Source organism: Actinocorallia aurea, from assembly GCF_054783995.1.
Genome location: NZ_BAAGPQ010000019.1, coordinates 135,467 through 160,559, shown reverse-complemented (window position 1 = coordinate 160,559; position 25,093 = coordinate 135,467). Strand labels below are relative to the sequence as shown.

The 25,093-nt window shown below is 73.7% G+C and carries 23 protein-coding genes; 14 read left to right on the top strand and 9 right to left on the bottom strand.

What is annotated here, in order from left to right; genetic code table 11:
• Nucleotides 1–16: 16 nt before the first annotated feature.
• The 6 genes from solA to ACYVOM_RS23930 all read left to right on the top strand — a co-directional run bounded on the left by solA (nt 17) and on the right by ACYVOM_RS23930 (nt 6,053).
• Nucleotides 17–1,201 (top strand): N-methyl-L-tryptophan oxidase, encoded by a 1,185-nt coding sequence (gene solA, locus ACYVOM_RS23955; protein ID WP_460305716.1) that lies wholly within the window; start codon nt 17–19, stop codon nt 1,199–1,201.
• A complete protein-coding gene (locus ACYVOM_RS23950) occupies nt 1,198–2,562 on the top strand; it encodes an MmgE/PrpD family protein (protein ID WP_460305715.1) in 1,365 nt (454 codons plus the stop codon). The genes solA and ACYVOM_RS23950 overlap by 4 nt, the downstream gene beginning before the upstream one ends.
• Nucleotides 2,549–3,724 carry an acyl-CoA dehydrogenase family protein gene (locus ACYVOM_RS23945; protein ID WP_460305714.1) on the top strand — a complete coding sequence of 392 codons (1,176 nt, stop codon included), beginning with the start codon at nt 2,549–2,551 and terminating at the stop codon, nt 3,722–3,724. The genes ACYVOM_RS23950 and ACYVOM_RS23945 overlap by 14 nt, the downstream gene beginning before the upstream one ends.
• A 42-nt stretch (nt 3,725–3,766) precedes the next feature.
• Nucleotides 3,767–4,261, top strand: a complete 495-nt coding sequence (locus ACYVOM_RS23940; protein WP_460305713.1) for a flavin reductase family protein — start codon at nt 3,767–3,769, stop codon at nt 4,259–4,261.
• Nucleotides 4,261–5,403 (top strand): FAD-dependent oxidoreductase, encoded by a 1,143-nt coding sequence (locus tag ACYVOM_RS23935; protein ID WP_460305712.1) that lies wholly within the window; start codon nt 4,261–4,263, stop codon nt 5,401–5,403. Before ACYVOM_RS23940 ends, ACYVOM_RS23935 begins: the two co-directional genes overlap by 1 nt.
• 167 nt (nt 5,404–5,570) lie before the next feature.
• On the top strand, nt 5,571–6,053 hold the full coding sequence (locus ACYVOM_RS23930) for a 3,4-dihydroxy-2-butanone-4-phosphate synthase (protein WP_460305711.1): 483 nt from the start codon (nt 5,571–5,573) through the stop codon (nt 6,051–6,053).
• Nucleotides 6,054–6,180: 127 nt separating this feature from the next.
• Here the strand turns inward: ACYVOM_RS23930 and ACYVOM_RS23925 are convergent, their stop codons facing one another.
• Complete coding sequence (locus tag ACYVOM_RS23925) at nt 6,181–6,384, bottom strand: hypothetical protein (protein ID WP_460305710.1); 204 nt, start codon at nt 6,382–6,384, stop codon at nt 6,181–6,183.
• A 454-nt stretch (nt 6,385–6,838) separates the two neighbouring features.
• A complete protein-coding gene (locus ACYVOM_RS23920) occupies nt 6,839–7,378 on the bottom strand; it encodes a TIGR03086 family metal-binding protein (RefSeq protein WP_460305709.1) in 540 nt (179 codons plus the stop codon).
• A gap of 82 nt (nt 7,379–7,460) precedes the next feature.
• Here ACYVOM_RS23920 and pdxR point away from each other — a divergent pair, with 82 nt between their 5' ends.
• Nucleotides 7,461–8,852 carry a MocR-like pyridoxine biosynthesis transcription factor PdxR gene (gene pdxR, locus ACYVOM_RS23915; protein WP_460305708.1) on the top strand — a complete coding sequence of 464 codons (1,392 nt, stop codon included), beginning with the start codon at nt 7,461–7,463 and terminating at the stop codon, nt 8,850–8,852.
• A 16-nt stretch (nt 8,853–8,868) separates the two neighbouring features.
• Here the strand turns inward: pdxR and ACYVOM_RS23910 are convergent, their stop codons facing one another.
• Nucleotides 8,869–9,471 (bottom strand): TetR/AcrR family transcriptional regulator, encoded by a 603-nt coding sequence (locus tag ACYVOM_RS23910; RefSeq protein ID WP_460305707.1) that lies wholly within the window; start codon nt 9,469–9,471, stop codon nt 8,869–8,871.
• Between the two features lie 133 nt (nt 9,472–9,604).
• On the opposite strand from ACYVOM_RS23910, the gene ACYVOM_RS23905 reads away from it, so the two are divergent.
• From ACYVOM_RS23905 to ACYVOM_RS23890, 4 genes are read left to right on the top strand one after another with little or no spacing between them, the layout of a single operon-like run.
• Nucleotides 9,605–11,032: an MFS transporter gene (locus tag ACYVOM_RS23905; RefSeq protein ID WP_460305706.1), complete on the top strand. Its 1,428-nt coding sequence runs from the start codon at nt 9,605–9,607 to the stop codon at nt 11,030–11,032.
• A gap of 58 nt (nt 11,033–11,090) precedes the next feature.
• Nucleotides 11,091–11,885, top strand: a complete 795-nt coding sequence (locus ACYVOM_RS23900) for an alpha/beta hydrolase (RefSeq protein WP_460305705.1) — start codon at nt 11,091–11,093, stop codon at nt 11,883–11,885.
• On the top strand, nt 11,882–12,388 hold the full coding sequence (locus ACYVOM_RS23895; RefSeq protein ID WP_460305704.1) for a hypothetical protein: 507 nt from the start codon (nt 11,882–11,884) through the stop codon (nt 12,386–12,388). Before ACYVOM_RS23900 ends, ACYVOM_RS23895 begins: the two co-directional genes overlap by 4 nt.
• A gap of 1 nt (nt 12,389) precedes the next feature.
• Nucleotides 12,390–13,382 carry an LLM class flavin-dependent oxidoreductase gene (locus tag ACYVOM_RS23890; protein WP_460305703.1) on the top strand — a complete coding sequence of 331 codons (993 nt, stop codon included), beginning with the start codon at nt 12,390–12,392 and terminating at the stop codon, nt 13,380–13,382.
• A 222-nt stretch (nt 13,383–13,604) separates the two neighbouring features.
• Here ACYVOM_RS23890 and ACYVOM_RS23885 read toward each other — a convergent pair whose 3' ends face one another.
• Nucleotides 13,605–14,837 carry a flavin-containing monooxygenase gene (locus ACYVOM_RS23885; protein WP_460305735.1) on the bottom strand — a complete coding sequence of 411 codons (1,233 nt, stop codon included), beginning with the start codon at nt 14,835–14,837 and terminating at the stop codon, nt 13,605–13,607.
• Between the two features lie 9 nt (nt 14,838–14,846).
• Entirely contained in the window at nt 14,847–15,392 is a 546-nt protein-coding gene (locus ACYVOM_RS23880; protein WP_460305702.1) for an OsmC family protein, read from the bottom strand.
• Nucleotides 15,393–15,482: 90 nt separating this feature from the next.
• Between ACYVOM_RS23880 and metX the strand changes: the two genes are divergently transcribed.
• Genes metX through ACYVOM_RS23865 form a run of 3 tightly spaced genes read left to right on the top strand, consistent with a single transcriptional unit; the run spans nt 15,483 to nt 18,546 of the window.
• Complete coding sequence (gene metX, locus ACYVOM_RS23875; RefSeq protein ID WP_460305701.1) at nt 15,483–16,694, top strand: homoserine O-acetyltransferase MetX; 1,212 nt, start codon at nt 15,483–15,485, stop codon at nt 16,692–16,694.
• Entirely contained in the window at nt 16,691–18,067 is a 1,377-nt protein-coding gene (locus ACYVOM_RS23870) for an O-acetylhomoserine aminocarboxypropyltransferase/cysteine synthase family protein (protein WP_460305700.1), read from the top strand. The genes metX and ACYVOM_RS23870 overlap by 4 nt, the downstream gene beginning before the upstream one ends.
• Nucleotides 18,064–18,546: a CoA-binding protein gene (locus tag ACYVOM_RS23865; RefSeq protein WP_460305699.1), complete on the top strand. Its 483-nt coding sequence runs from the start codon at nt 18,064–18,066 to the stop codon at nt 18,544–18,546. Before ACYVOM_RS23870 ends, ACYVOM_RS23865 begins: the two co-directional genes overlap by 4 nt.
• Nucleotides 18,547–18,556: 10 nt before the next feature.
• Here the strand turns inward: ACYVOM_RS23865 and ACYVOM_RS23860 are convergent, their stop codons facing one another.
• The 4 genes from ACYVOM_RS23860 to ACYVOM_RS23845 all read right to left on the bottom strand — a co-directional run bounded on the left by ACYVOM_RS23860 (nt 18,557) and on the right by ACYVOM_RS23845 (nt 25,086).
• Nucleotides 18,557–20,530, bottom strand: coding sequence for an APC family permease (locus ACYVOM_RS23860; RefSeq protein WP_460305698.1), 1,974 nt, complete (start codon nt 20,528–20,530; stop codon nt 18,557–18,559).
• Between the two features lie 153 nt (nt 20,531–20,683).
• The gene (locus ACYVOM_RS23855; RefSeq protein ID WP_460305697.1) at nt 20,684–21,934 is read right to left on the bottom strand and encodes an acyl-CoA dehydrogenase family protein; all 1,251 of its coding nucleotides are present in this window, start codon (nt 21,932–21,934) and stop codon (nt 20,684–20,686) included.
• 3 nt (nt 21,935–21,937) lie between these two features.
• Nucleotides 21,938–23,359, bottom strand: a complete 1,422-nt coding sequence (locus tag ACYVOM_RS23850) for an LLM class flavin-dependent oxidoreductase (RefSeq protein WP_460305696.1) — start codon at nt 23,357–23,359, stop codon at nt 21,938–21,940.
• On the bottom strand, nt 23,356–25,086 hold the full coding sequence (locus ACYVOM_RS23845; protein ID WP_460305695.1) for a dipeptide ABC transporter ATP-binding protein: 1,731 nt from the start codon (nt 25,084–25,086) through the stop codon (nt 23,356–23,358). Before ACYVOM_RS23845 ends, ACYVOM_RS23850 begins: the two co-directional genes overlap by 4 nt.
• Between the last annotated feature and the right edge of the window lie 7 nt (nt 25,087–25,093).

The window sequence follows — 25,093 nt, the reverse complement described above, 5'->3', positions numbered from 1 at the left end:
CAGCTTGGGAGGTGGGATGAACCGCAGCTTCCGCACCGCGGTGATCGGCCTGGGAGGAATCGGCTCCGCGGCCCTCTACTGGTCGGCCGCCTCGGGCCCCGGCGTCATAGGCTTCGAGCGATTCGAGCTCTTCCACTCGCGCGGCGCCTCGCAGGACCACTCGCGCATCCTCCGGCTGGCGCAGCACGAGGAGCCGTACGCCTCCCTCGCTCCCGCCGCCTACGCCGCATGGGCCGAGATCGAGGCCGCGTCCGGACAGCAGGTCCTCACCAGGACCGGCGGCCTGGTCATCGAGGACGTCGCGGCCCGCGAAGGACTCGACACCGGCAGCCGCAACATCGGCGGCTACACCTCGATGTTCGAACGGCACGGCGTCGACTACGAGCTGTGGGACGCCGCACAGGCGGCCGAGCGATACCCCCAGTTCCGCTTCCGGGGCTCCGAGCAGGTCCTCTGGCAGAAGGACTCCGCGATCGTCGACGCCGGACGCGCCAACGCCGTCCACATCTCGCTCGCCCGCGCGCACGGCGCCGAGATCCTGGAGCGGACACCGGTGCGCAAGCTCGTGCCCACCCCCGCGGGCATCGAGGTGGTCACGGACGGCGAGACCTACCTGGTGGACCGCGTCATCACCGCCGCCGACGCCTGGACCAACGAACTGCTCCCCGACGACGCCCGCCCGTTCCCCCTGAAGGTCACCCAGGAGCAGGTCACCTACTACTCCACCCCGCACCTCAAGAGCTTCAGCCCCGCGAACTTCCCCGTGTTCATGTGGCACGGCGCGCACAACTTCTACGGATTCCCCATCTACGGCGAGGTCGCCACGAAGCTGGGCGAGCACCTCGGCGGGCACGAGGTCACCGCCGACACCCGCACCTTCGAGCCCGACCCCGTCCGGCGCGAGCGGCAGCGGGAGTTCCTGGCCGAGCACGTGCCGGACTTCCTCGGCCCTGAGCTGTACACCAAGACCTGCCTGTACACGATCCCCCCGGACCAGAACTTCATCCTCGGCCCGCTGGAGACCGAACCGCGCGTCACCGTCTTCGTCGGGGCCGGGCACGCGTTCAAGTTCGCGAGCCTCATGGGCCGGATCCTCGCCGAGGTGAGCGCCACCGGGCGGACCGGGTTCCCCATCGGCGCGTTCGCCCTGGACCGGCCCGCGCTCACCGACCCCGGGTTCGCCGCGAGGTACCACCGATGACCGACCCGACCCTCGCCTTCATCGGCGGGCTCTCCTGGAACGGCGTGCCGGAGGCCGTCCGCGAGCGCGTCGCCTGGCTGTTCCTCGACGTCTCCGTCGCGGCCGAGCAGGCCCGGAGCCTGGAGGCCCCGCGGATCGCCGCCGACTTCGCCTCCGCCGCGTACGGCGGCACCGCCGCCACCTGCCTGTACGACGGCCGCAAAGTGTCGGCGCCCGGCGCGGCCTGGGCCAACGGCACCCTCATGAACGCCCTCGACTTCGACGACGGGCATCCGCTGGCCAAGGGCCACCCCGGCGCCGTCGTCATCCCGGCGGCGCTCGCGGTCGCCGAGCACGTCGGAGCGAACCTCACCGAGCTCGCGACGGCCGTGGTCGTCGGCTACGAGATCGGGGTGCGGGCCGCCGTCCAGCAGCACGAGCGCTGGCCGCTGTTCCACTCCACCGGCACCTGGGGCACGATCGCGGCGGCGGCCGCGGCGGCGCACCTCCTGGGGCTGGACGCGAGGCAGACCGACAGCGCACTGGGGCTCGCGGAGTACCACTCCCCGACCGACCTCATCATGCGGGCCGTCGCCGAGCCGTCCATGGCCAAGGACGCCATGGGCTGGGGCGCGCAGGCCGGCGTGGCCGCCGCGCTGCTGGCCGCCGAGGGCTTCACCGCGCACCGCTCGGAGTTCCTCGAAGGCCGCGCCGACGACGGGCTCGGCAGCCGCTGGGAGATCCTCGACGTCTACGTCAAGCCGTTCCCGTGCTGCCGCTGGGCGCACCCGGCGCTCGCCGCGGCCCGTGCGCTGCTCGACCGGCTCGGCGTCCCCGGCCTCCGGGCCGAAGACGTGACCCGGATCGAGGTCCGCACCTTCGAGGCCGCCGCGGGCCTCTCCCGCGGCGTGCCCCGCACCTCGGAGGAGGCGCAGTTCAACCTGCCCTGGCCGGTCGCCTGCCTGCTGGCCAACGGGGGCTTCGGCCTGGCCGACGTCACCACCGGCCTCGCCGACCCGGACGTCGCCGCGCTGATGTCCCGCATCGAGATCGTGGTCGACCCCGACCTCACCGCGATCTTCCCGCACGTCCGGCGCAGCGAGGTCACCGTGACTCTCGCCGACGGCCGCACGGCCGCCTCCGGTGAGAGCACCGCGCGCGGCGACGCCGACGACCCCGGCTGGACCGACGTCGTGCTCGCCAAGCTGAGCGACTCCGACCGGCGGCGCCTCGTCACCGGGGGGCTCGCCACCGAACCGGGAACGGCCCCGCTCACCGACCCGTGGTCGGCCCTCACCTATCCCCTGATCCCCCAGCCGAGCGGCACCGCCCGCTCCGCGCAGAACCACGACGACAAGGAGACCTCCCATGCGCACGCCTGAGCAGACCAAGCGGATCGAAGCCCTCGACGGCCTGGCCGAGGCCTTCCGGGCCCGCGCCCCGCAGTACGACCGGGACGCCGCCTTCCCCGAGGAGAACTTCCGCGACCTGCACACGGCCGGGATCCTCTCGCTGACCCTGCCCGTCAAGTGGGGCGGCCAGGGCCTATGGGGCGACGAAGGGTTCGTCGAGTACTACGAGGTCCTGGAGCACCTGGCGAGCATCGACCCGCCGACCGGCCAGCTCCTCCAGGTCCACCTGCACGCGATCGGCATGCTCGCGCACGCCGCGACCGAGGAGCAGGCGCGCAAGTACCTGATCCCGATCGTCGAGGCCGGGCGGCGCGTCGCGTCCGTCGGCAGCGAGTCGGTGCCCGGCAAGAAGGGCGCGGGCGCGTCGTCGTCCGAACTGACCCGCCTGCCCGACGGGAACTGGTCGCTCACCTGCGAGAAGCACTTCGCCTCCCTCGGGCCGGGCGCCGACCACTTCATCATCTGGCTCGCGGTCCCCGGCACCGAGGACTACGACCACCGCAGCGTCGCGGTCCTGGTCGACCGGCACGCCCCCGAGGTCGAGATGATCGACAACTGGGACACCCTCGGCATGCGCGCCACCGTCAGCCAGGGCGTCCGGATCACCGGGATGACCATCCCCGCCGACGCCGTCTTCGGCGCGCCCGGCTGGTGGGAGACCCACGACCCGCGCACCTTCACCCTCGGCTTCGCCTCCAACCACCTCGGCTCGGCACGCGGCGCGCTGCGCTTCGCCACCGAGTGGGTCCGCGACCGGCCGAACCTCGCCGGCAGCGAACTGATCCAGTTCCAGCTCGGCGAGATGTCGGCGAACCTGTTCGCCGCGCGCGAGGGCCTGTTCGCGGCGGCCCGGCTGTGGGAGGGCGACGACGCCGCGGCGGCCGAGTACGCCTCGGTGCAGGCGCTGACCGTCGCCAAGCGGGTCTCGCTGGAGATCACCCAGCGCGCGCTGGACGTGTGCGGCGCCCGGTCGATGTTCAAGTCCTACCAACTTGAGCAGATTTACCGGGATACTCGCACTTTCACCCTCCACTACCGCGTCGACAACTACACCCGTGAACTCGGCGCCGCCATGATCGCCGACGGCTACGCCGTCAAGGGCAACGGCGGCATCACCGCGATCACGAACTGACGTCCCCGGCTCCCCGCCCCTCGCCTGCTCGAAGGAGTTCCGTTGATCCCCATCGTCCAGGGCGCCGACGCGCCCCTGCTGCGCACCGCGTTCAGTTGCTTCCCCAGCGGGGTCACCGCGCTGTGCGCGCTGGTCGACGGCGAACCTGTCGGCATGGCCGCCAGTTCGTTCACCTCGGTCTCGCTCGATCCGCCGCTGGTCTCCGTGTGTGTCGCCAACGAGTCGCGCACGTGGGAGCGGCTGAAGGACGTGCCGCGCCTCGGCGTCAGCGTCCTGGGCGAGGACCAGGGCCCGGCGTGCCGGGCCCTGGCGGCGCCGGGAGCCGACCGGTTCGCCGGGCTCGACCTGCGCACCACCGACGGCGGCGCGGTGCTCCTGCGGGGCGCGCCGGCATGGCTGGAGTGCTCGGTCGAGGCGGCGCTGCCGGCCGGGGACCACCAGATCGTCCTGCTGCGCGTCCGCGCGGTGGACGCCGAACCGCACCGGGCACCCCTGGTGTTCCACGCCAGCGGCTTCCGTCAGCTGGCGGCGGCCTGATGTCCGGGCGGCACGTCCTCGTCATCGGGGCCGGGCTCTCCGGCGCGGCCACCGCCTGGCACCTCGCCCGTCGCGGCGTGGCGGTCACCCTGCTGGAGCGCGACGTCCCCGGCGGCGCCTTCGGCAGCTCGCACGGATCGTCGCGCATCTTCAGGTACGCCTATCCCGACCCGTTCTATGCCGATCTCGTGCGCCGGGCGAGGGAGGCGTGGGCCGACCTCGAGGAGGCGTCGGGCACCGCGCTGTTCACCGCGCACGGTGCCGTGGACCACGGCTCGCTGCGGGACGCGCCGGAACTGTCGGAGCTGCTCGCCTCCCTCGGCGTCCGCAACGAGGTGCTCGCCCCCGAGGCGGCCCGGGAGCGGTGGCCGCACATGGCGTTCGCCACGCCCGTCCTCTGGCACCCGGACGCGGGGGCCGTGGACGTCCAGACCGCGGTGGAGGCCATGGCCGGGCTCGCGAGCCGGGCGGGCGCGGACGTGCGGACGGGCGCCGAGGCGGTGGCGGTCCGCCGGGAGGGGCCGGGCTTCGCCGTCGACGTCGCGGCGTCCGGCGGTGCGGGTTCCGGTGAGGAGACCCTGCGGGCGAGCGACGTCGTCGTGGCGGCGGGCGGGTTCCTGCCGGACCTGCTGGCGCGGCTGCCCGTCCCGGACGCCTTCCGGACGGCTCTCCCGCCTTTCGAGGTGCGCAAGGAGCAGATCTTCCACTTCCGCTGGCGCGACCCCGCCGCGGCGTGGCCGACCTTCATCCACAAAGAGCCCGGCATGCAGATGTACGGTCTGCCGGGCGGCCGGGACGCGGGCTTCGCCGGGCAGAAGGTCGCCGAGTTCAGCGGCGGTCCCGTCCTTCCCTCGGCCGCCGATCCGGACCGCGCGATCGACCCGTCCAACCGGGCTCGGGTCACCGCCTACGTCCGCGAGTTCCTGCCCGGCCTCGACCCCGAGCCCTACGCCGAGGCGGCCTGCCTGTTCACGATGACGCCCACCGAGGACTTCGTCATCGACACCGCCGACCGCCTCACCCTCCTGGCCGCCTGCTCCGGCCACGCCGCCAAGTTCGCCCCCCTGACCGGCCGCCTCACCGCCGACCACGTCCTCGGCCTTACCCCCGTCCCCTCCCGCTTCCGCCCCTCCAGCGGCTGACCCCAGAACCCCGCCTCGCGCCGCCGGCCGTCCCGGCCGCGCGAGGCGGCACCATTCCCGACGTGACGGCAACACGCATTCCCAGGTCACACGCTTGCGCGCCGTCTGGGTGGCCGCGTGTTAGCTTCGCGAGCGCCACGTTCTGCAACTCTCTGGAGGCGGTCGGTGTGCACGCGGGGTCTGGGGTCGTCGAGGCGGGAGCCGCGGTCCTGGACGGGGTCCGGGAGGCGGTGGAGGCGCTGCAGGGCGGGCGGCCGATGATCGTGGTGGACGACGAGGACCGACAGAACGAGGGCGACCTCTCGGCGGCCGACCGCGCGCGCACGCTCCGGCTGCCGACCGACCCCGACACCCGCCCCGACCAGCTCCAGCGGCCCGGACACGTGTTCCCGCTGCGCGCCCGTCCCGGCGGCCTCGCCGAGCGGCGCGGGCACACCGAGGCGAAGGTGGCGCTGCCGCGCCTGCGCGCCTTCGTCGATGCGGCCCTCGCCCATCACGGGCTGGCCGACCGCTTCCGCCTCGTCCTGTGCGGCGAGGACACCACCCGCCCCAAGCCGCGCCGGACCCCTACCTGCGCGCGGCCTCCGCCCTCGCCCTCTCTCCACGCGACTGCGCGGCGCTCCTTCCACTGCTCCACGGCGGTTCCCTGACGGCGAACTGACCACCGCGGTTCAGGACCGGAGCGCGTCGAGCCGGCGCAGATTGACTTCGCCGAGAACGGGCGGGGACGCACCTGCTGGGACGGGCGTGTTCGTCGGGGTCGGAAGGCTCCGGGTCCTACCAGGGGGCGTGAGGGGTGCGGGCTCCTGGGCGCGGGTCCGCCACCGGGCCTGCGAGGACCAGGCCGCGCTCGCCGGTCGGCTTGGGGGCCACGCCCGGCGAGGCCGCCGAGACGACCAGACCCCCGAAGGCCAGGGGCACCCCCAGCAGGACGCCCCACACCAGATTTCGAGTTCCGTGCATCGCTCCGTAATCGGACATATACTGATAGTAGCCGCCCGGCGGGGGCAGACCCACCACCGGCCAGCACGCACAGGGTCTTTCCCGCCGGGCGGACCACCCCGGGGTCCCTCGACAGGACTTCGGCACCATGCCCGAGCCGCTCGCGAGTTTCGCCGCCTCATCATGACCGGCCGTTTCAGGGGACTTCCTTTACCCGCGATCCTCGGCCCGACAGCGCCGAATGCGGCTTTCATCGCCGTCTTCACGCCGAAGGGAGCCCGCTCGAAGCTCCAGCAGCCGTGCCCGGTCCGTTTCGTCGAGGGCGGCCTCATCGTCGCCGTGCACGTCGAGGCCCGGCTTCGCGGCCGGGTAGCGCGCCGATGTCGGCCGCCGCCCGCGCGGCCCCCGTTGGGCGGCGAACCGCGGATCTCCACCGATGTCCCTCCGCCCTCGATCCGCACCCGCCGCACGCCCGCGCGGCCGGGCCCCGGCGTCAGCGGGGATCGCGGCCGGTGAAGGCGAGGAAGCGGGCCTCGGGGGCCGCGTCGGGAGGCAGGGGGATCTCGGCGGCGAAGGGCTCGCCCTCGCCGCGCGGGAGCGGGAAGGCCAGGGCGGTGGCGAGGGCGGCTTCGGCGAGGTCGGGGGCGGGCGTCCAGGGGCGGCCCAGGGTGCGGGCGACGTCCCAGGTGTGCGCGGCGTTGTCGATGAAGTGCATGCGCAGGGCGATGGCTCCGGGGAAGACGCCGAACGTGTTCACGGGCACCTTCCGGTCGAGGGCGTCCGGGGCCGCGAAGGCGGCGACGACGGCGTCGGCGGTCTGCCGGAAGGCCGTGGCGTGGTCGGGGTCCAAGGCGGCGTCGGTCCAGGTCGGGCCGCCGGCGAAGCCGCGGTTCTCGGCGACGAGGTGGCCGAGGAGGGTGCGCAGGTCCCAGCCGGCGCAGGGGGTGGGGAGGCCGAGATCGGCGGGGCGGACCCGCAGGAGGTGGGCATGGAGGTCGTCGAGTGAGCGGCGGTGCAGGTCTCTGATGTCCATGATCGTGAGGCTAGGAGCCCGATCGGCCCGACTGAAGGGCCAATTCACCCCGAAGCAGACTGGGCCGATCTAAGGTGGCGGCGTGGACGTGCACGTCGTGCTGCGCGGCCGGGACGATCTGGCGGGCCAGGTCTACCGGCAGGTGAGGGACGCCGTCCTGGCCGGGCGGCTGCGGCCCGGCACCGCGCTGCCGGCGACCCGCGTGCTCGCCGCCGACCTGGGGATCGCCCGGGGCACCGTCGCCACCGCCTACGAGCGGCTGGCCGCCGAGGGGTTCCTGCGCACGCGCGGCGGATCGGGGACGTTCGTCGCCGACGGGTTCGCGGGGCGCGCCCCGGCCCCGCCCGCCGGAGCGCTCCGCCCGCTCCCCGCGTGGGACGGGCTGCGCGCGCCCGCCGGGCTCGGCGACGGCCTACGCCACGACTTCCGGCCCGGCCACCCCGACGCCGCGCTGTTCCCCTGGCCGGCGTGGCGCAGGCTCCTCACCGCGGAGCTGCGGGCGGGCGCGGCGGGCAGCGGCATGTACGCCGAGCCCGCGGGGCACGCGGGCCTGCGGGCGGCGATCGCGGCGCGGCTCGCGGCGGCCCGGTCCGTGCCCGCCGACCCCGAGGACGTCGTCGTCACCTCGGGCGTCCAGCAGGCCATCGGGCTCATCGCGCGGGTGCTGCTGCCGCCGGGCGCGACCGCGGCCGTCGAGGAACCCGGCTATCCGCCCGCGCGGCACGCGCTCGCCGCGGCCGGGGCGCGGGTGGTCCGGGTCCCGGTCGACGAGGGCGGCCTCATCGTCGAAGCGCTGCCCGACGACGCCCGGCTGGTCCACCTCACCCCGGCGCACCAGTTCCCGCTCGGCATGCCCCTGGCCCCGGACCGGCGGGCCGCCCTGCTGGCGTGGGCCGACCGGCACGACGCGGCCCTCATCGAGGACGACTACGACAGCGAGTTCCGCTTCGAGGGCCGCCCGCTGGAGACGCTGCGCGCCCTCGACACCTCCGGGCGGGTCGTGTACGTCGGCTCGTTCTCCAAGACGATGCTTCCGACGCTCCGTCTGGGCTTCCTCCTCGCCCCGCCGGGAGTGCGCACGGCCCTGCGAGCCGCGAAGTACGCCGCCGACTGGCACTCCCCCTTGCCCGAGCAGGCCGCCCTCGCCGCTTTCCTCACCGAGGGGTCGTACTCCAGGCACGTGCGAAGAATGCACCGCGTCTACGCCGATCGTCGGGCCCGTCTCCTCGCCGCCCTGCCTTCCGCGCTCACTCCTGTGTCGGCCGCCGCTGGGCTCCACCTCGGTGCGCTGCTTCCGCCGGGCTCCGACGACACCGCGGTCCGCGACGCGGCGGCCCGCCGGGGCGTCTCGGTCTTCCCCCTGTCGATGTTCGGCAGGACGGCCCCGCCCGGGCTCGTCCTCGGCTTCGGCGCCCTCACCGACGTCGAAGCGGGGGCCGCCGCCTTGGCCGACGCCCTCACCGACGCGGGCTGACCGCTCGCGCTTCGGGTCAGGCGAGGCCGGCGCGGGCGGCGGCCAGGGCCGCGGCGGCCGCGCGGTCGGCGGCGTCGTCGTCGAGGGGGGCGCCGGTGTTGAGGAGGGCGTAGTAGAGGGGTGCGGAGACGTTGGCGACGACCTTCTCCGCGTCCAGGCCCTCGGGGAGTTCGCCCCGGGCGACGGCGTCGGTGACGCAGCCGGCCCATTCGGCGATGCGGACGGCGTAGAAGCGGTGCAGGGCGCGGGCGGCCTGCTCGTCGCACAGGGAAGCGGCGATCAGGGCCTTGAAGAGGCGGCCCTGGCGGGGGTCGGTGAGGGTCTTCACGACGAGGCGGGCGTTGGCGCGCAGGTCCTTCTCGACGCTGCCGGTGCGGGCCCGGGGCAGCGACTGCTCGGCCATGTCGTCCAGGAGGTCGGCGGCCAGGGCGGCCGCGGTGCCCCAGCGGCGGTAGACGGTGGTCTTGCCGACGCCCGCGATCCGGGCGATCTCGGCGAGGTCGAGGGCGTCGAAGCCCTTCTCGGCCAGCACGTCCCCGGCCGCCTGGAAGACGGCTTCGCGGACGCGGGCGGTGCGGCCTCCGGGACGGACGGTGCCGGGCTGCGGGGTGGTCTCCATGGCGTCTCCTTCGCTCGGCTCCCAGTATAGGAACTCTGGTTCCCTTAACAGGATAACGGTGCTACAGTCCCTTTTGTAAACGGAACTCCGGTGCCGATTACCGAACCTCCCGCATGTCCGAAGGGACCCTGCCATGACCACCACCCAGACCGCGCCCGCCTCCGGCACCGCGGCACCCCCCGCACAGCGGCTCACCGGCCGCCTCAAGGTCACCCTCGCGGTCCTGCTCGCCGCCCAGTTCATGCTGGCCGTCGACTTCTCCATCCTCAACGTGGCGCTGCCCGCGATCGGCGACGACCTCGGTTTCTCCCTGTCCCACCTCCAGTGGATCGCCACCGCGTTCGCGCTGTCCGCCGCCGGGTTCACCCTCTTCTTCGGCCGCATCGGCGACCTCATCGGACGCAAGCGGATCTTCCTCGGCAGCCTCGGCCTCCTCGGCGTCGCGTCCCTCGTCGGCGGGCTGGCCACGGACCCGACGGTGCTGATCATCGCCCGCGTCGCCCAAGGCCTGGCGACGGCCGCCGCCACCCCGGCCGGCCTCGCGCTGCTCACCACGTCCTTCGCCGAAGGGCCGCTGCGGCAGAAGGCGCTCGGCCTCAACGGCGCGCTGATGTCGGCCGGGTTCACCACCGGCGCCGTCCTCGGCGGCGTCCTCACCGACCTGCTGTCCTGGCGGTGGGCGTTCTTCATCAACGTGCCCGTCGCCGTCGCCGTCCTGCTCACCGCGCCCGCCGTCATCGCCGAGTCCCGGCCCGCGCGGCGGCCCAAGGTCGACGTGCCCGGCGCGCTCAGCGTCACCCTCGGCCTGCTCGGCGTCGTCTACGGCCTGACCCTCGCCGGCGAGCACGGCTGGACCGACCCCGGCGCGCTGGGCGCCCTCGCCGTCGGCGCCGTCCTGCTCGTGGTGTTCGTCCTGGTCGAGCGCCGGGCCGCCGAACCGCTCGTGCCGCTCGACGTCCTGCGCAAGCGCACCGTCGCCTGGGGCAACGTGCTCGGGGTCCTCGCCTTCGTCACCGAGACCTCCCTGGTCTACCTGCTCACCCTCTACCTGCAGAAGACCCTCGGTTTCTCCGCCCTGGCCGCCGGCCTCTCCTTCGGCGTCCTCGGCCTCGGCACCGTCCTCGGCGGCCTGCTCGCGCCGAAGGCCGTCGGCCTGACCTCCACCCGCACCGTCCTCGTCTGGGGCGGGATGCTCCAGGCCGTCTTCACCGCGATCCTGCTCCTGCTCGGGGACACCTCCGGCGCGATGTGGCTGCTACTGCCCGCGACGTTCCTCGGCGGCGTCGGCAACATGCTGGTGATCGTCGGGTTCATGCTCACCGCCACCACCGGGCTGCCGGATCGCGAGCAGGGCCTGGCCACCGGCCTGGCCAGCATGTCGCAGCAGATCGGCATCACCCTCGGCACCCCGATCATGTCGGCGGTCGTCACCGCGGCGAGCGCGGGCGCGGTGACGGCGGGGGCCGTCCACCACGGCGTCACCGTCGCGATCGGCGTCAACGCCGCCCTGGTGCTCCTCGGCGTCGCGATCGCCGCGGTGCTCCTGCGCCCCCGCTCCTGACGCCACCCACCGGCGGGCGGCCACGGCCGCCCGCCCGGCCCCGAAAGGAGGCCCGCTCGTGATCGCCGCACCTCCGCGCACCGTTCCCGGCCCCGCCGGAGCCCCTGACGTCCCCGTTCTGGCGCATCTGCCGGAGAACCCGCGCGGCTGGCTCGTCTGGGCGCACGGCGGGAGCTGGCAGCGCGGCTCCTCCGGCCAGTGGAGCGGGGCGACCGCTCGGCTCGCGGCCGCGTCCGGCTGGGCCGTGCTCAGCGCCGACTACCGGCTTGCCCCGCGCCACCGCCACCCGAGCGCGCTCCAGGACGTCCTGGCCGTGCTGGCCTGGGCCGCGGACCGGGCGGCGGGCCTGCCCGTCGCGGTCGGCGGGGACAGCGCGGGCGGCACCCTCGCCGCGTGCGCCGCGCTCGCCGTGCGCGACCGCGGCGGCGACCTGGCCGCCCAGGTCCTCGCCTACCCCCCGTTCGACCCGGACTGCGCAGCCCCGTCCTACCGGGCAGTCCCGCGGCGGTTCCCCGACCCCGCGGCGCTGCGGCAGGCGTGGCGGGCCTGGCGCGGCGACGGCGCCCCCGCCCGCGACGCGGACGGCACCCGCCTGTACTCGACGCCCTTCGAAGCGGGCCGCCTCGCCGGGACCGCACCCGCCGTCCTGGCCGTCGGCGCGCACGACCCGGTGCGCGACGACGTCGCGGAGTACGCGCGGCGGCTCCGCGCCGACGGAGTCCCGGCCCGCCTGACGCGGGTGGCCGGAGCCGAGCACGGCGACGTCCTGCACCCCGCCGGCCGCGTCCTCGCCGCCCTCGCCGACGGACTCCGCTCCCTCACCGCGACAGCCGCAGGAAAGGACCTGTCATGACCTCGACCGCACCCGCCCCGCTGGAGGCGCTGCTCCGCCACTTCGGCGACCTGCGCGACGGCACCCACGCCGGACGGACCAGCCGCGCAGGCAAGGAGGCGGCCTTCCTCGCAGCCGCCGCCCTCCTGGACGGGCCCGCCCGCGCCGTCCTCGAAGAGTTCGACGCGCACCTGCTGCGCGGCACCGGCGCCATCGAGGCGACGGGAGTGCGGCGCGACCCGCGCGGCGGCCTTCGCGCCGTCTGGCGGCTGTCCTGGCCCGAGCAGCGCGCCGCCGGGATCGCGCCCATCACGCTCACCGCGCACTACGGCGCCGGCTTCCACCACCCGCACCTGCAGGGCGCGACCGTCGGCGAATGGCCGCTCAACGTCGCCACCGCCGACCAGGCCGCCGAACTCGTCCCCACCCTCCGCGCCATCGCCGCGGCCGACCTGCACAACCTCGTCTTCCAGCGCGACTGGCGCATCGTCCCCGCCGTCCGCACCACCATCGATGGAGCCTGACATGTCCGCGATGCGCCTTTCCGTCCTCGGCCAGTCCCCGCGCACCGACGACGCGGGGGCCACCGACACCCTCGAAGACTCCCTCGACCTGGCCCGCCTGGCCGACGACCTCGGCTTCCACCGCGTGTGGTTCGCCGAACACCACAGATCGCGCTCATTCGCGGGAACGTCACCGGAGATGCTGGCGGCGCTCGCGCTGGAGCGCACCTCGCGCCCCGGGTCGGCACCGGCGGGATTCTCCTTCCCCGCTACCAAGCCGACAAGGTCGCCGAGACCATGGGACTGCTCGCGCTCGTCCATCCCGGAAGGGTCGACGTGGGCGTCGGCCGCGGAGGCGGTCCGGCCGCCGACTTCGGCAGGAGGCCACCGAACTGCGGGATCGGCTCCTGGCCTCGGCCGAGACCCCGGCCGACCCCGCCGAGCCCACCGCGAACCTTGGGTGCTGGGCGCGGGCGGATCGAGCGCGCCCCTGGCCGCGGCCCTCGGCGCCGGCTACGCCTTCGGCCACTTCTTCGACCCCCTGCGCGGCAGGGCGGTCCGCTCCGACTACCGCGCCCACCTCCCTTCGGGCACGGCCCCGGCAGGCCCGGTCCTCGCCGTCCGTGCGGTCGGCGCGGCCGACCCGGAACGCGCCGCGGCCCTGGCCCTCGCGATGCTCCTGTGGCGAGCCCGCAAGGACCTCGGCGACGACGCCCCCGTCCCGTCCCTGACGGACCTCGACCGCCACATCTGGACCCCCGACGAAAGCCGCCAGGCCGCCGTTCACTCCCCCGCAATCCTCCACGGCACCCCCGACTCCCTCCACGCACGGCTCACCGCCCTCGCCGCAACCCACGGCGTAAAAGAGATCATGATCAACACCCTCACCGCCGGACCCCGCCGACCGCACGGCGTCCTACGAACTGCTGGCCGAACGCTTCGCCCTCACCCCCGCGACCCCTCACACCGCCTGACCCGCCCACACGCCGCGAGGCGGGACCACGGCCCGACATGACGCCCGACGAGGTGGACCGCCCCCTCGCGGGCGTCGTCCTTGTCGCGCGGGAACTCGATCGTCGCGGAGCGGTCCCCGGGTAGGTCGCGGGCCTGCCGCGACTCAAGGGCCCTACGCCCTCAGCCCCATGTGTCCGATACGTCGATGAGCGCGCCGGGGGGCTCGCGATCCGCGCCAACTCCAGGCGACGGCGCGGCTCGGTGTGCCCGGAGGCCCGACGGGTCAGCCGGACCGGCTCAGGTGGGCGGTGAGGTGGGTGATGATCTCGTGGGCGTCGGGCTCTATGCCGTGGAGGAAGGTGGACTTGCGGCGGCGGAGGACGGGGAGGGACAGGGCGTAGAGGCCGGGGGGGTCGAGGACGCCGCCGTTGTGGATGAGGTTGCCCTTGGGGTCCAGGACGGGGAGGTCCAGCCAGGGGTATTCGGGGCGGAAACCGGTGGCCCAGAGGATGGAGCGGATCTCGCCGGAGGCCAGGTTCAGGCGGAGGCGGGACGGGGCGGGGAGCTCCGTGGGGGCGAAGCGTTCCGGGGCGGGGGCGTCGAGGGCGGTCTCGGCGGCCCAGGTGTCGAAGGTGTCGAGGAGGCGGCTGAGTTTGAGGTCGGCCAGGGAGCAGACGTTGCGGAGGCCGCCGGAGAAGAGGGCCTCGCCGTCGCGGATCGCGGCGAGGCGGCCGACGATCTCGATGCCTTGGGCGGCGAGGGCGTTGAGGTCGAGGGTGGTGCGTTCGGGGGTGCCGACGAGTTGCGGGGAGGGGAGGCGGCGGGCTCGGGTGAGGTCGTCGAGTTCGTCGTGGCGCTGGTCCCAGACGCCTGAGGCGTCCATCCACCAGAGGACGTCGCGGCCTCGGTAGGTGCGCGGGAGCCTTGTGTGCTCGCCGGTCGCGAGGGTGACGCGGCGGCCTGAGCGCGCTATCTCCGCCGCGAGCTGGACGCCCGTCGCCGAGCCGCCGACGACCAGGACGCCGCCCTCGGGCAGCCCGGAAGGGTCCCGGTAGTCGAACGGCGTGTACTGCGCGACGGCCTCCGGAACCCCGGCCGCGAGGCCCGGGACGACCGGGCGGTTGCAGGCGCCGCTCGCGATGACGACGGCCCGGGACCGGAGCGGTCCCGCACTCGTCGCCACCGCGTAGCCGGCGTCGTCCCGCCGCACCGAGGTGACCTCCACCCCGGTCCGGACGGGGGCGTCGGCGGCCTTGGCGAAGCGTTCGATGAGGTCGGCGGTCTCGCCCGCGGTCATGAAGCCGTCCGGGTCGGGGCCGTCGTAGGGCAGGCCCGGCAGGCCGCTCAGCCGGTTGGGGGTGAGCAGCCGCAGGGACGCCCAGCGCTCGGTCCGCCACGAGTGCGCGACCTCGCCGCGTTCCAGCACGACATGGTCGATTCCGGACGCGGTGAGGCAGCGGCTCGCGGCGAGGCCCGCGTGCCCCGCGCCGACGACGACCGCCGTAACGTGCTCGATGGGGTGCTCCTAGGCGACGGTGACGGTGACGTCGGTCGGGTTGGTGAGCGCGTCGAAGACGGCCGAGCGCTTCTGCGACTGGGCGACGAGCGCCTCGATCTCCTGCGGGGTGGCGTCCGCGTCGATGTCGAACGTGACCTTGATGTCGTTGTAGCCGTTGCGCACGTCGGTGTCGCCGAGGATGCCGCGGATGTCGTGGCTGCCTTCGACGGAGGCCTCGACCTTGCGCAGCTGGATGCCGCGGTTCTGCGCGACGGACGCGATGCCCGCGGTGAGGCAGCTCGCGAGGCCGACGAGCAGGTATTCGATGGGGGTGATGCCGTTGTCCTCGGCGGCGAAGACGGCAGGGTGGTCGGCCTCGAAGACCGTCTCCTGCTTGTGGCTCTGCTCCTGGCCGAGGCCGTGGAAGTGCTGGATGCGGGTGGTGCTGTGCACCCCGTTCCGCCACTCGGAGGTGGCCTTCCAGGTGAACTGGGCGGCTTCGGGCGCGTCCTTCAGCGCCTCGCGCGCGTCCAGCAGCGCCTGCACGTTCACTCCGTTGGAGATCGTGGTCATATCGCGCGATGCCCCTTTTGTCCGTGTTTTTTGGTATTCCCTACTGGGTTACTTGACAATACACGGGGTCGGGCGGGCAACATAGCCCCTATGACGGAACCCGCCCCTACCCGCGAACCCGGGTCGGTCGGCACCGTCGCCACCCGGTTCCTCGACCTCCCGGACCCCCTGCCGCTCGACTGCGGCCGGGTGCTGCGCGGCGTCCGGGTCGCCTACGAGACCTACGGGACCCTCGCGCCCGAACGCGACAACGTCCTGCTCGTCTGCCACGCCCTCAGCGGCGACGCCCACGCGGCGGGCATCGCCGCGACCCCGCCCGCCCAGAGCACCCGCGACGGGTTCGCCGCCGAAGAGCGCGACGGCTCCGCCGGCCGGGGACTCGGCTGGTGGGACGGCATGATCGGCCCCGGCAAGGCCTTCGACACCGACCGGTACTTCGTCGTCGCGACGAACCTGCTCGGCGGCTGCGGCGGCACGACGGGCCCGGCGTCCCCCGACCCGGAGACGGGCGAGCCGTACGGCCCGGACTTCCCCGTCGTCACCGTCGCCGACATGGTCCGCACCGAGCGCGCGTTCCTCGCCGCGCTCGGCATCGAGCGGCTCGCGGCCGTCGCGGGCGGCTCCCTGGGCGGGATGCGCGCGCTGGAGTGGGCGGTCGCCTACCCCGACCAGGTCGACGCGATCGTCGTCATCGCCAGCACGCACGCGCTCCATCCGCAGGGCGTCGCCTGGAACGCGATCGCCCGCGAGGCGATCATGCGCGACCCGGCGTGGCGGGGCGGCCGGTACCACGGCACGGGCAGCGCGCCCGACGCCGGCATGGGCGTCGCCCGGATGGTCGGCCACGTCACCTACCTGTCCGCACCCGCGCTGGAGGCGAAGTTCGGGCGGCGGCTCCAGTTCTCGGACGACATCCGGCACACGCTCACCGAGCCGGAGTACGAGGTCGAGAGCTACCTCCGCCACCAGGCCGCCGCGTTCGTGCGGCGCTTCGACGCCAACAGCTACCTGCGCATCTCCCGCGCCCTCACCTATTTCGACCTCGCGCACGCCCACGGCGGCGGCTCCCTGGAGGCGGCGCTCGCCCCCCTCACCGCGCGGACGCTGCTCATCTCCTTCAGCTCCGACTGGCTCTACCCGCCCGCCGCGTCGGCCGAGATCGCCGACGCCCTCGGCGCGCTGGGCAAGCCGGTGGAATCCCATGTCATCGACGCGCCCTACGGCCACGACTGCTTCCTGCTGGAGGAGGCACGGCAGACGCCCCTGATCCGCCGATTCCTCGACCAGAAAGAAATGGAATGACCGACATCCCCCGTGCTGAGATCCCCCGTGCCGAGGGGACCCGCGCGTTCGGGTTCGAGACGCGGCAACTGCACGCCGGCCAGCGGCCCGATCCGAACACCGGCGCCCGCGCGGTGCCGATCTTCCAGACGACGAGCTACGTCTTCGAGGATCCGGAGTCGGCCGCCGCGTACTTCAACCTCCAGGAGTACGGGAACACGTACTCGCGCATCATGAACCCGACCGTCGCGGTGTTCGAGGAGCGGGTCGCCAACCTGGAGGGCGCCGTCGGCGGCGTCGCGTTCGCGAGCGGGATCGCGGCGCAGGCGGCGGCGCTGTTCACGCTGCTGGAGCCGGGAGACCACGTGGTGTCGTCGGCGGCCCTGTACGGCGGGACGGTGAACCAGCTCAAGCACCTGCTGCGCAAGATGAGCGTCGAGCTGACGTGGGTCGACCCCGACGATCCGGAGTCCTGGCGCAAGGCGGTCCGGCCGAACACGAAGGCGTTCTACGGCGAGACGATCGGCAACCCGTCGGGGAACGTGCTGGACATCGCGGCGGTCGCGGAGGTCGCACACGCGTACGACATCCCGCTCGTCGTGGACAACACGTTCGCCACGCCGTACCTGTGCCGGCCGATCGAGTGGGGCGCCGACATCGTCGTCCACTCGGCGACGAAGTTCCTCGGCGGGCACGGGACGAGCATCGGCGGCGTCGTGGTCGAATCGGGGGAGTTCGACTGGTCGAACGGGCGCTTCCCCGTCATCGCCGAGCCGTCGCCCGCCTACCACGGGCTGAAGTTCCACGAGACGTTCGGGACCTACGGGTACCTGATGAAGCTCCGCGCCGAGACCCTGCGCGACCTGGGCGGCGCGCTGTCCCCGTTCAACGCGTTCCTGCTCCTGCAGGGGCTGGAGACGCTGTCGCTGCGGATGGACCGGCACGTGGCCAACGCCCGGGCCGTCGCGGAGTTCCTCGAAGGGCACCCGCTCGCCTCCAACGTGACGTACCCGGGGCTGCCTTCGAGCAAGTACCGGCCGCTCGTGGACCAGTACCTGCCTCTCGGGCCCGGCGCGGTGTTCTCCTTCGACTGCGCGGGCGGCCGGGAAGGCGGGCAGGACCTCATCCGGGGCGTCACGCTCTGGTCGCATCTGGCGAACGTCGGCGACGCCAAGAGCCTCGTCATCCACCCGGCGAGCACGACCCACCGCCAACTCGGCGACGACGAGCTGCGCGCGGCGGGGGTGGGGCCGGGCACGGTGCGGCTGTCGGTCGGCACCGAGTCCGTCGCCGACCTCATCTGGGACCTGGAGCAAGGGTTCGCGAACCTCAGCGCGGCGTCCGAGGCCGAATCCGAGACCGAGACCGAGGCGGAGAAGGAGGCGACGGCATGAGCGACCTCGCGCGCCGCCAGGAGCCGAAGACGATCCAGCGGGTCCTGCACACCGCCCGGACGATCGCCGTCGTCGGCCTGTCCGGGAACGAGCTGCGGGCCAGCCATTTCGTCGGTTACTACCTCAAACGCCACGGCTACCGGGTGATCCCGGTGAACCCCAGGGAGCCGGAGATCCTCGGCGAGAAGTCCTACGCCTCCCTGCGCGACATCCCCGTTCCCGTCGACGTCGTCAACGTCTTCCGCGCCCCCGACGCGCTCCCGGGCATCGCCTCCGACGCCGTCGCGATCGGCGCCAAGGCCCTGTGGTGCCAGTTCGGCGTCGTCAACGAGGAGGGCGCCCGCATCGCCGAAGCGGGCGGCGCCACCGTCGTCATGGACCTCTGCCTGAAGATCGAGCACGCCCGCTACCTGGGCCGCATGCACTGGCTCGGCTTCAACACCGGCCGCATCACCTCGGTCCGCACCGGCCTGCAGTAGGACGCGCCCGTCAGCCGCCCACGTGGATGCCGGGGCGGCGGGCGGGGTCGGGCTCCTGCTCGCGGATGATCTCGCGGGTGACGGGGGCGGTGTCTCCACGGCCGAGGAGGAAGTAGCGGATCATGTGGACGAGGGGGCTGCCCTCGGCCCACGCGAAGTGGCAGTGCGGGAGGACGCCGGTGGTGTCGCGCAGGGCGAGGAGGATCGCGGCGATCGCGTTGGGGGCCGCCGACGCCGAGGCGCGCAGGACCCGGTGCCCCTCGACCTCGACGCCCCGGACCACGAGGACGTCGCTGAAGTCGGAGGGGTCGACGATGTCGATCTCCAGGAAGAGGACGTCGGCGGTGCCCGGCACGGGGTTGTCGCGGCGCTGCTCGGCCTCCTTGTAGGCGTACTCGGCGGCGTCTCCGGCGTCACGGCGGTTGGCGACGAGGGTGATCCGGCCGTCGTGGGAGAGGGTCTCGGTGAGGAACCGGCGGGCGGCCGGGTCGAACTCGATGCGGTCGGCGCGCAGTTCGGTGGTGCGCGCGACCCGCGAGACGAGCGAGACGACGACGATGCCGGCGATGAACATGCCGGAGATGGCCAGGCCGTCGGGCTTGTCGATGACGTTCTCGACCAGCGCGTAGCCGAGCACGGCGGTCAGCACGGCGAACCCCGCGCAGGCCAGGGGCCGCCGCCGCGTCAGCGCCGAGACGGTCACGGCGAACGCCCCGGACACCATCATGGCGAGGATGCCGGTGGCGTAGGCGCCGGCCTGGGCGTCGACATCGGCGTCGAACGCGAGCGTGATCGCGACGCTGATCAGCGTGTACACGAGCACCACGGGACGGACCGCACGGCCCCATTCGGGCGCCATGCCGTAGCCGGGCAGGTACCGGGGCACGATGTTGACCAGGCCCGCCATGGCCGAGGCGCCCGCGAACCAGAGGATGAGCACGGTGCTGATGTCGTAGACGGTGCCGAACGTCGCGCCGAGCCGCTCGTGGGCGAGCCAGGCGAGCGCCCTGCCGTTGGCCTCGCCGCCGGGCGCGAACTCGGCGGCGGGGATGAGCACCGTGGTGACGAGGCTCGCCGCGAGCAGGTAGCCGCTCATGATGACGCCCGCGCCGGTGAGGAGTTTGCGGGTGTTGGCGATGCGCGACTCCAGCCGCCGCTCGTCGTCGTCGCCCTCGGCCGCGACGAGGGGCATCATGCTCACGCCGGTCTCGAACCCGGAAAGGCCGAGGACCAGGAGCGGGAAGGCGAGCACGACCGGCACCACGTAGTCGCCGAGTCCGTCGCCCTTCGCGGCGAGCGCGTCCGTCCAGCCGTCCCAGGCCGCGGGCGAGGTGACGACCTCGACCAGGCCGACGCCGACGACTATCGCGTTGAGCAGCAGGAACACCCCGACCAGCGGGATCGCGACGCTCACCGCCTCGCTGAACCCGAGCAGGAACACCCCGCCGAGCACCAGCAGCAGCACCACGGTAAACGCGACGGCGTGCCCGTGCAGGGCCTCGGGAGCGCGCGGGTTCTCCAGGACGTGCAGGGAGGCGTCTGCGGCCGACAGGGTGATGGTGATGATCCACGAGGTGGCGACGAAGCCCAGCAGGACGAGCACGAAGACCTTGCCGCGCCAGAACGGCAGCAGTTCCTCCAGCATGGCCACCGAGCCCGCGCCGTGCGGGCTCTCCCGGGCCACCCGCCGGTACATCGGCAGCATCCCCAGCAGGGTGAGCGCGACGATGACGAGGGTCGCGAACGGGGACAGCACCCCGGCCGCCGAGACGGCGATCGCGGGCACGTAGGCGAGGCTGGAGAAGTAGTCGACCCCCGTCAGGCACATCACCTTCCACCAGGGGTACTGCTCGGCGTGCCCGCCCGCCGCCGGCCCTACGGGCTGGACCCGGTGCCTGAGCAGCCAGCGGCCGAGCGCCCGCTTCGGCTCCACCCTGGTTCCGGGCGTCTCCACCACCGCAGGAACCGCGTACTCCTCGGTCACCGCGAACCTCTCTCCGTCATCCGCCGCGCCCGGCGGAGCGCCAGACCACCGTAGGGAAACGAGAGTTGTGCCGCAATGATCTAATTTGTGGTGCTCGTTACCGCGGTGCCGCTCCGCCGCCGCACCCGGGACACGGCGGCGGAGCGAAGGCGGTCAGTCGCCCTGGCCGCCCCGGCCGAACGCGGCGAGGTCCGGCACCGGGTCCTTGGCGTTGACGAGCCAGTCGCCGAGGATGCGGGCCTTGTAGACGCGCGGGTTGTGCGAGGCGAGGGTGCGGGCGTTGCGCCAGTGCCGGTCCAGGAGCAGCCGCTCCGAGACGCCGGAGGCGCCGAGCGCGTCGAAGACCGTGGTGGTCACCTGGAGGGCCGCCTCGATGATCGCGAGCTGCGCCTGGGCGGTCGCCACCTCGGCCTGGAGCACCCGCTCCCCGCGGGCCTCGGCGTCCCCCGCGGCGTGCGCGGCGGCGACGAGGTCGAGGGTGCGCGAGGACCTGCTCAGCGCGGCCTCCGCGGCGAACACGTGCACCGAGACCTGCCCGACGACCTGGAGGAGCTGCGCGTCGGCGGAAGGCACCGGGTCGAGCGCCTGCGGGTAGTTCCGGCCCCGCGCCTTCAGCGCCGCGATGCCGTCGCGCTGGGCGGCGCGGGCGATGCCGACCAGGACCGACAGCATCGCGGTCTGGTAGAAGTGCCCCTGGTAGGCGAACCGCTCCCCGGCGGGGAAGACGTCGCCGGGCTCGGCCGGGACGTCGCGGTACTCGGCGGTGCCGCTCGCGGTGGTGCGCTGGCCGAAGCCCGTCCAGTCGTCCACGAGGCGGACGCCGGGGTCGTCGCGGCGGACGAGGGCGGTCAGCACCGCGTCGCCGTCGCCCTTGCCGAGGACGTCGAGCCAGTCGGCGTAGAGGCTGCCGGTGGCGTAGAACTTCGCGCCGCTGACGAGCCAGCGGTCGCCGTCGGCGCGGACCGTCGTCTTGAGGTCGGCGAAGGTCCCGTTGTTCGCCTCGGTCCAGCCGCCGCCGACGAACTCGCCGTTCAGGAAGCGGCCGATCCACCGGTCGTTCGTCGCCGACGGCGCGGCGTTGAGGCGGTCCTCGACGAAGGCGAGGTGGTTGCGCCAGATGTGGGAGACGTTCGGGTCGGCCTCGGCGAGCGCGGCGAGCAGCGCGAACGCCTGCTCCAGGGAGGCGCCGAAGCCGCCGAACTCCACGGGGATCCGCAGCCGTCCGAATCCGGCCTCCTTGAGCCAGCCCACCTGCTCATGCGGCAGGACCCGCTCCTTCTCGCGGGCCACGTTGCCCTCGGCGATCCGGTCGAACACCGGCTGGAAGCGGGCGGCGAGCTCGTCGTCGGCGGCGGTGGCCGGACGCAGGTAGGTGGTGTCGGCGGGTGCGTTGACGATGGTCACGGGTCAGCCCTTCGCGTCGGCGGTGAGGAGGGAGGGGGCGGCCGAAGGCAGGCCGGCGAACGCGCCGCGGTAGCGCGCACCCGGATGGTCGGCGGGCAGCAGCGGGGACGCGCCGAACAGGGACTCGCGCAGGGTCCGGCCGGGCACTTTCTCCCGGACCCGGCCCCGCTCGGCGAGGACCGGCGTCACGTGCTCGCCGAACGCCCGGTAGTCCTCGATCGCGACCGCGCCCGCGATGTTGAAGCCGTCCAGCCCGGACTCCGCGGCGATCTCCTCAAGCCGGTCGGCGACGGTCGCGCCGCTCCCGACGATGGGCGAGCCGTATCCGCCGACGGCGTCGGGGGAGGCGAACAGCTTCCGGAGGGTCCACGACCGGTCCGGCGCGTCCTTGGTGACGCTCGCGAGGATCGACCGGTTGCTGTCGTTCTCCACGTATTCGAGTGGCGCGTCGAGGTCGTACTGACCCCAGTCGATCCCGGTGATGGCCGAGAAGTGCGCGATGGCCCCCTCGACGCTGCGGTAGCGCTGGTAGTCGCGCAGCTTGGCCTGGGCGGCGGCGTCGGTCGAGTCGGCGATGACGGTCGCGAGGCCGAGGAACCGGATCGCGTCCGGGCCGCGGCCCTCAAGCCTCGCCAGCCGCTTGATCTCCTCGACGTTCCGCCGGATCACCGGCGGCTCGACCCCGGCGACGAAGACCACCTCGGCGTTCCGGGCGGCGAAGAGCCTGCCCCGGGGCGAGGAGCCCGCCTGGAAGAGCACGGGCGTGCGCTGGGCCGACGGCTCGGACAGGTGCGCGCTCGGCACCGAGAAGTACTCCCCCGCGTGGCCGATCGCGTGGACCTTCGCCGGGTCGGCGTACACGCCCCGCGCACGGTCCTTCACGACCGCGCCCTCGTCCCAGGAGCCCTCCCAGAGCTTGTAGACGACGTCCAGGAACTCCTGGCCGAGCTCGTAGCGCTGGTCATGCGGCAGCTGCCGGTCCAGGCCCAGGTTGCGGGCCGCGCTGTCGAGCTGCGAGGTGACGATGTTCCACCCGATCCGCCCCCGGGTGAGGTGGTCGAGGGTGCTGAACTTCCGGGCGAGGAGGTACGGGTGCTCATACGTCGTCGAGACGGTGACGCCGACGCCGAGCGTGCGGGTGGCCGCGGCGATCGCCGAGACCACGAGCAGCGGATCGTCCAGCGGCGTCTGCACCGCGTCGATGAGCGCCCGGTCCGCCGTGCGGTGGTAGATGTCGAGCTGGCCGAGCGCGTCGGCGAGGAAGAGCGCGTCGAAGCCGCCGCCTTCCAGCACCCGGCCGAGCTCGACCCAGTACTCGACGTCGGTGTAGTCGCGCGCGGTCTCGGCGTGCCGCCGCCACAGGCCGAACGCCAGATGGCCCGCGGTGTTCATCTCGACGGCGTTGAGGATCAGCGGGGTGGTCATGAGGTCTCCTTGACTGCGAGGTCCCCGCCGACGCCGACGGGCAGGACCGCGTCGAGCAGGGCGCGGGTCGCCGGGTGGCGGTCGGGCAGGAACAGGTCTCCGGCCGGGAACGTCTCGATCAGGGAGCCGTCGCGCATGACGCCGACGCGGTCGCAGACGAACTCGATGATCGCGAGGTTGTGGCCGATGAACAGGTAGGTGAGGTCGAGCTCGTCCTTCAGGTCGAGGAGCAGGTTGAGGACGGTCGCCTGGGTCGAGACGTCGAGGGCGGAGGTCGGCTCGTCGAGGATCAGCAGGTCGGGCTCCAGGGCGATGGCGCGGGCGATGCCGACGCGCTGGCGCTGCCCGCCGGAGAACTCCCGGGGGTAGCGGTCGGCGTACCCGGCGCTGAGGCCGACGAGGTCGAGGGCCCGGCTCGTCAGCGCCTCGGCGGCCTTGCGGTTCGGGGCCTTGCCGAGGCGCAGGAGCGGGCGGGCGATCTGGTCGCCGACCTTGAGCCGGGGGTTGAGCGCGGTCGCCGCGTCCTGGAAGACGTACTGGAAGCGGCGGCGCAGGTCCCGGCGGCCCTCGGCGTCGGCGGTGGCGACGTCGGCGCCGTCGAAGACGACCGAGCCGCCGCTCAGCGGCAGCAGCGCGCCCGCGACCCGGGCGAGGGTCGACTTGCCGGAGCCGGACTCGCCGATGAGGCCGAAGGTCTCGCCGCGGCGCAGGGCCAGGGACACCCCGTCCACGGCCCGGACCGCGGACTTGTGCCGCCCGGTGCCGAGGCCGCCGAGCACGAACTCCTTGGACACGTCGCGGAGTTCGAGGATCGGCCGGTCCGCCGGAGCGTCCGCCGGTCTTTCCGCCGGCCTCTCCGGCCGCGGGGCCAGGTGGACCCGCTCCGTGACGGGCGTTCCGCCGAGCAGCCTGCGCGGACCGTCGCCGGGGAGGCGGCGGCGCCCGAGCTCCGGCACCGCCCCGATCAGCGTCCTCGTGTACGGGTGCTCCGGCGCGCGCAGGACCCGTTCGGTCTCCCCCGACTCGACGACCACGCCCTCCCGCATCACCGCGACCCGCGTGCTGGTGTGCGCGACCACGCCGAAGTCGTGCGTGATGAGCAGGACCGCGGTCCCCGTCTCGGCGGACAGGTCGAGCAGCAGGTCGAGGATCTGCTTCTGCACCGTGGCGTCGAGTGCGGTCGTCGGCTCGTCGGCGATGAGCACCGCGGGCTTCGACAGCCCGGCCAGCGCGATCATGACGCGCTGGCGCATCCCGCCGCTCAGCTCGTGCGGGTACGACCGCAGGACGCGGTCGGGGTCGGGGATCCGCACGCGCTCCAGCCACTCCCGCGCGACGCCCGCCGCCGCCCGGCGGGTGGCGCCGAGGTGGAGCCGGGCGGTGTCGCCGAGCTGACTGCCGATGGCGAAGGACGGATCGAGCGAGGTGACCGGGTTCTGGAAGATCATCCCGATGCCGGAGCCCCGGTGGGCGTTGAGGCGCTTCTCCGGGAGCCCGACCAGGTCCGCGCCGCGGAAGCGGATCGCCCCGGACGTCACGCGCGCCTCGCGCGGCAGCAGCCCGAGGACCGCCGCCGCCGTCACGCTCTTGCCCGAACCGGACTCCCCGACGAGCGCGAGCACCTCGCCCGGCCGCAGCTCCAGGTCGACGCCCCGGACCGCGTGCACGACCGCGCCGGGCAGCGCGAAGTCAACGGTGAGCCCTTCGAGTTCGAGGACGGGTGTCATGTCCGCC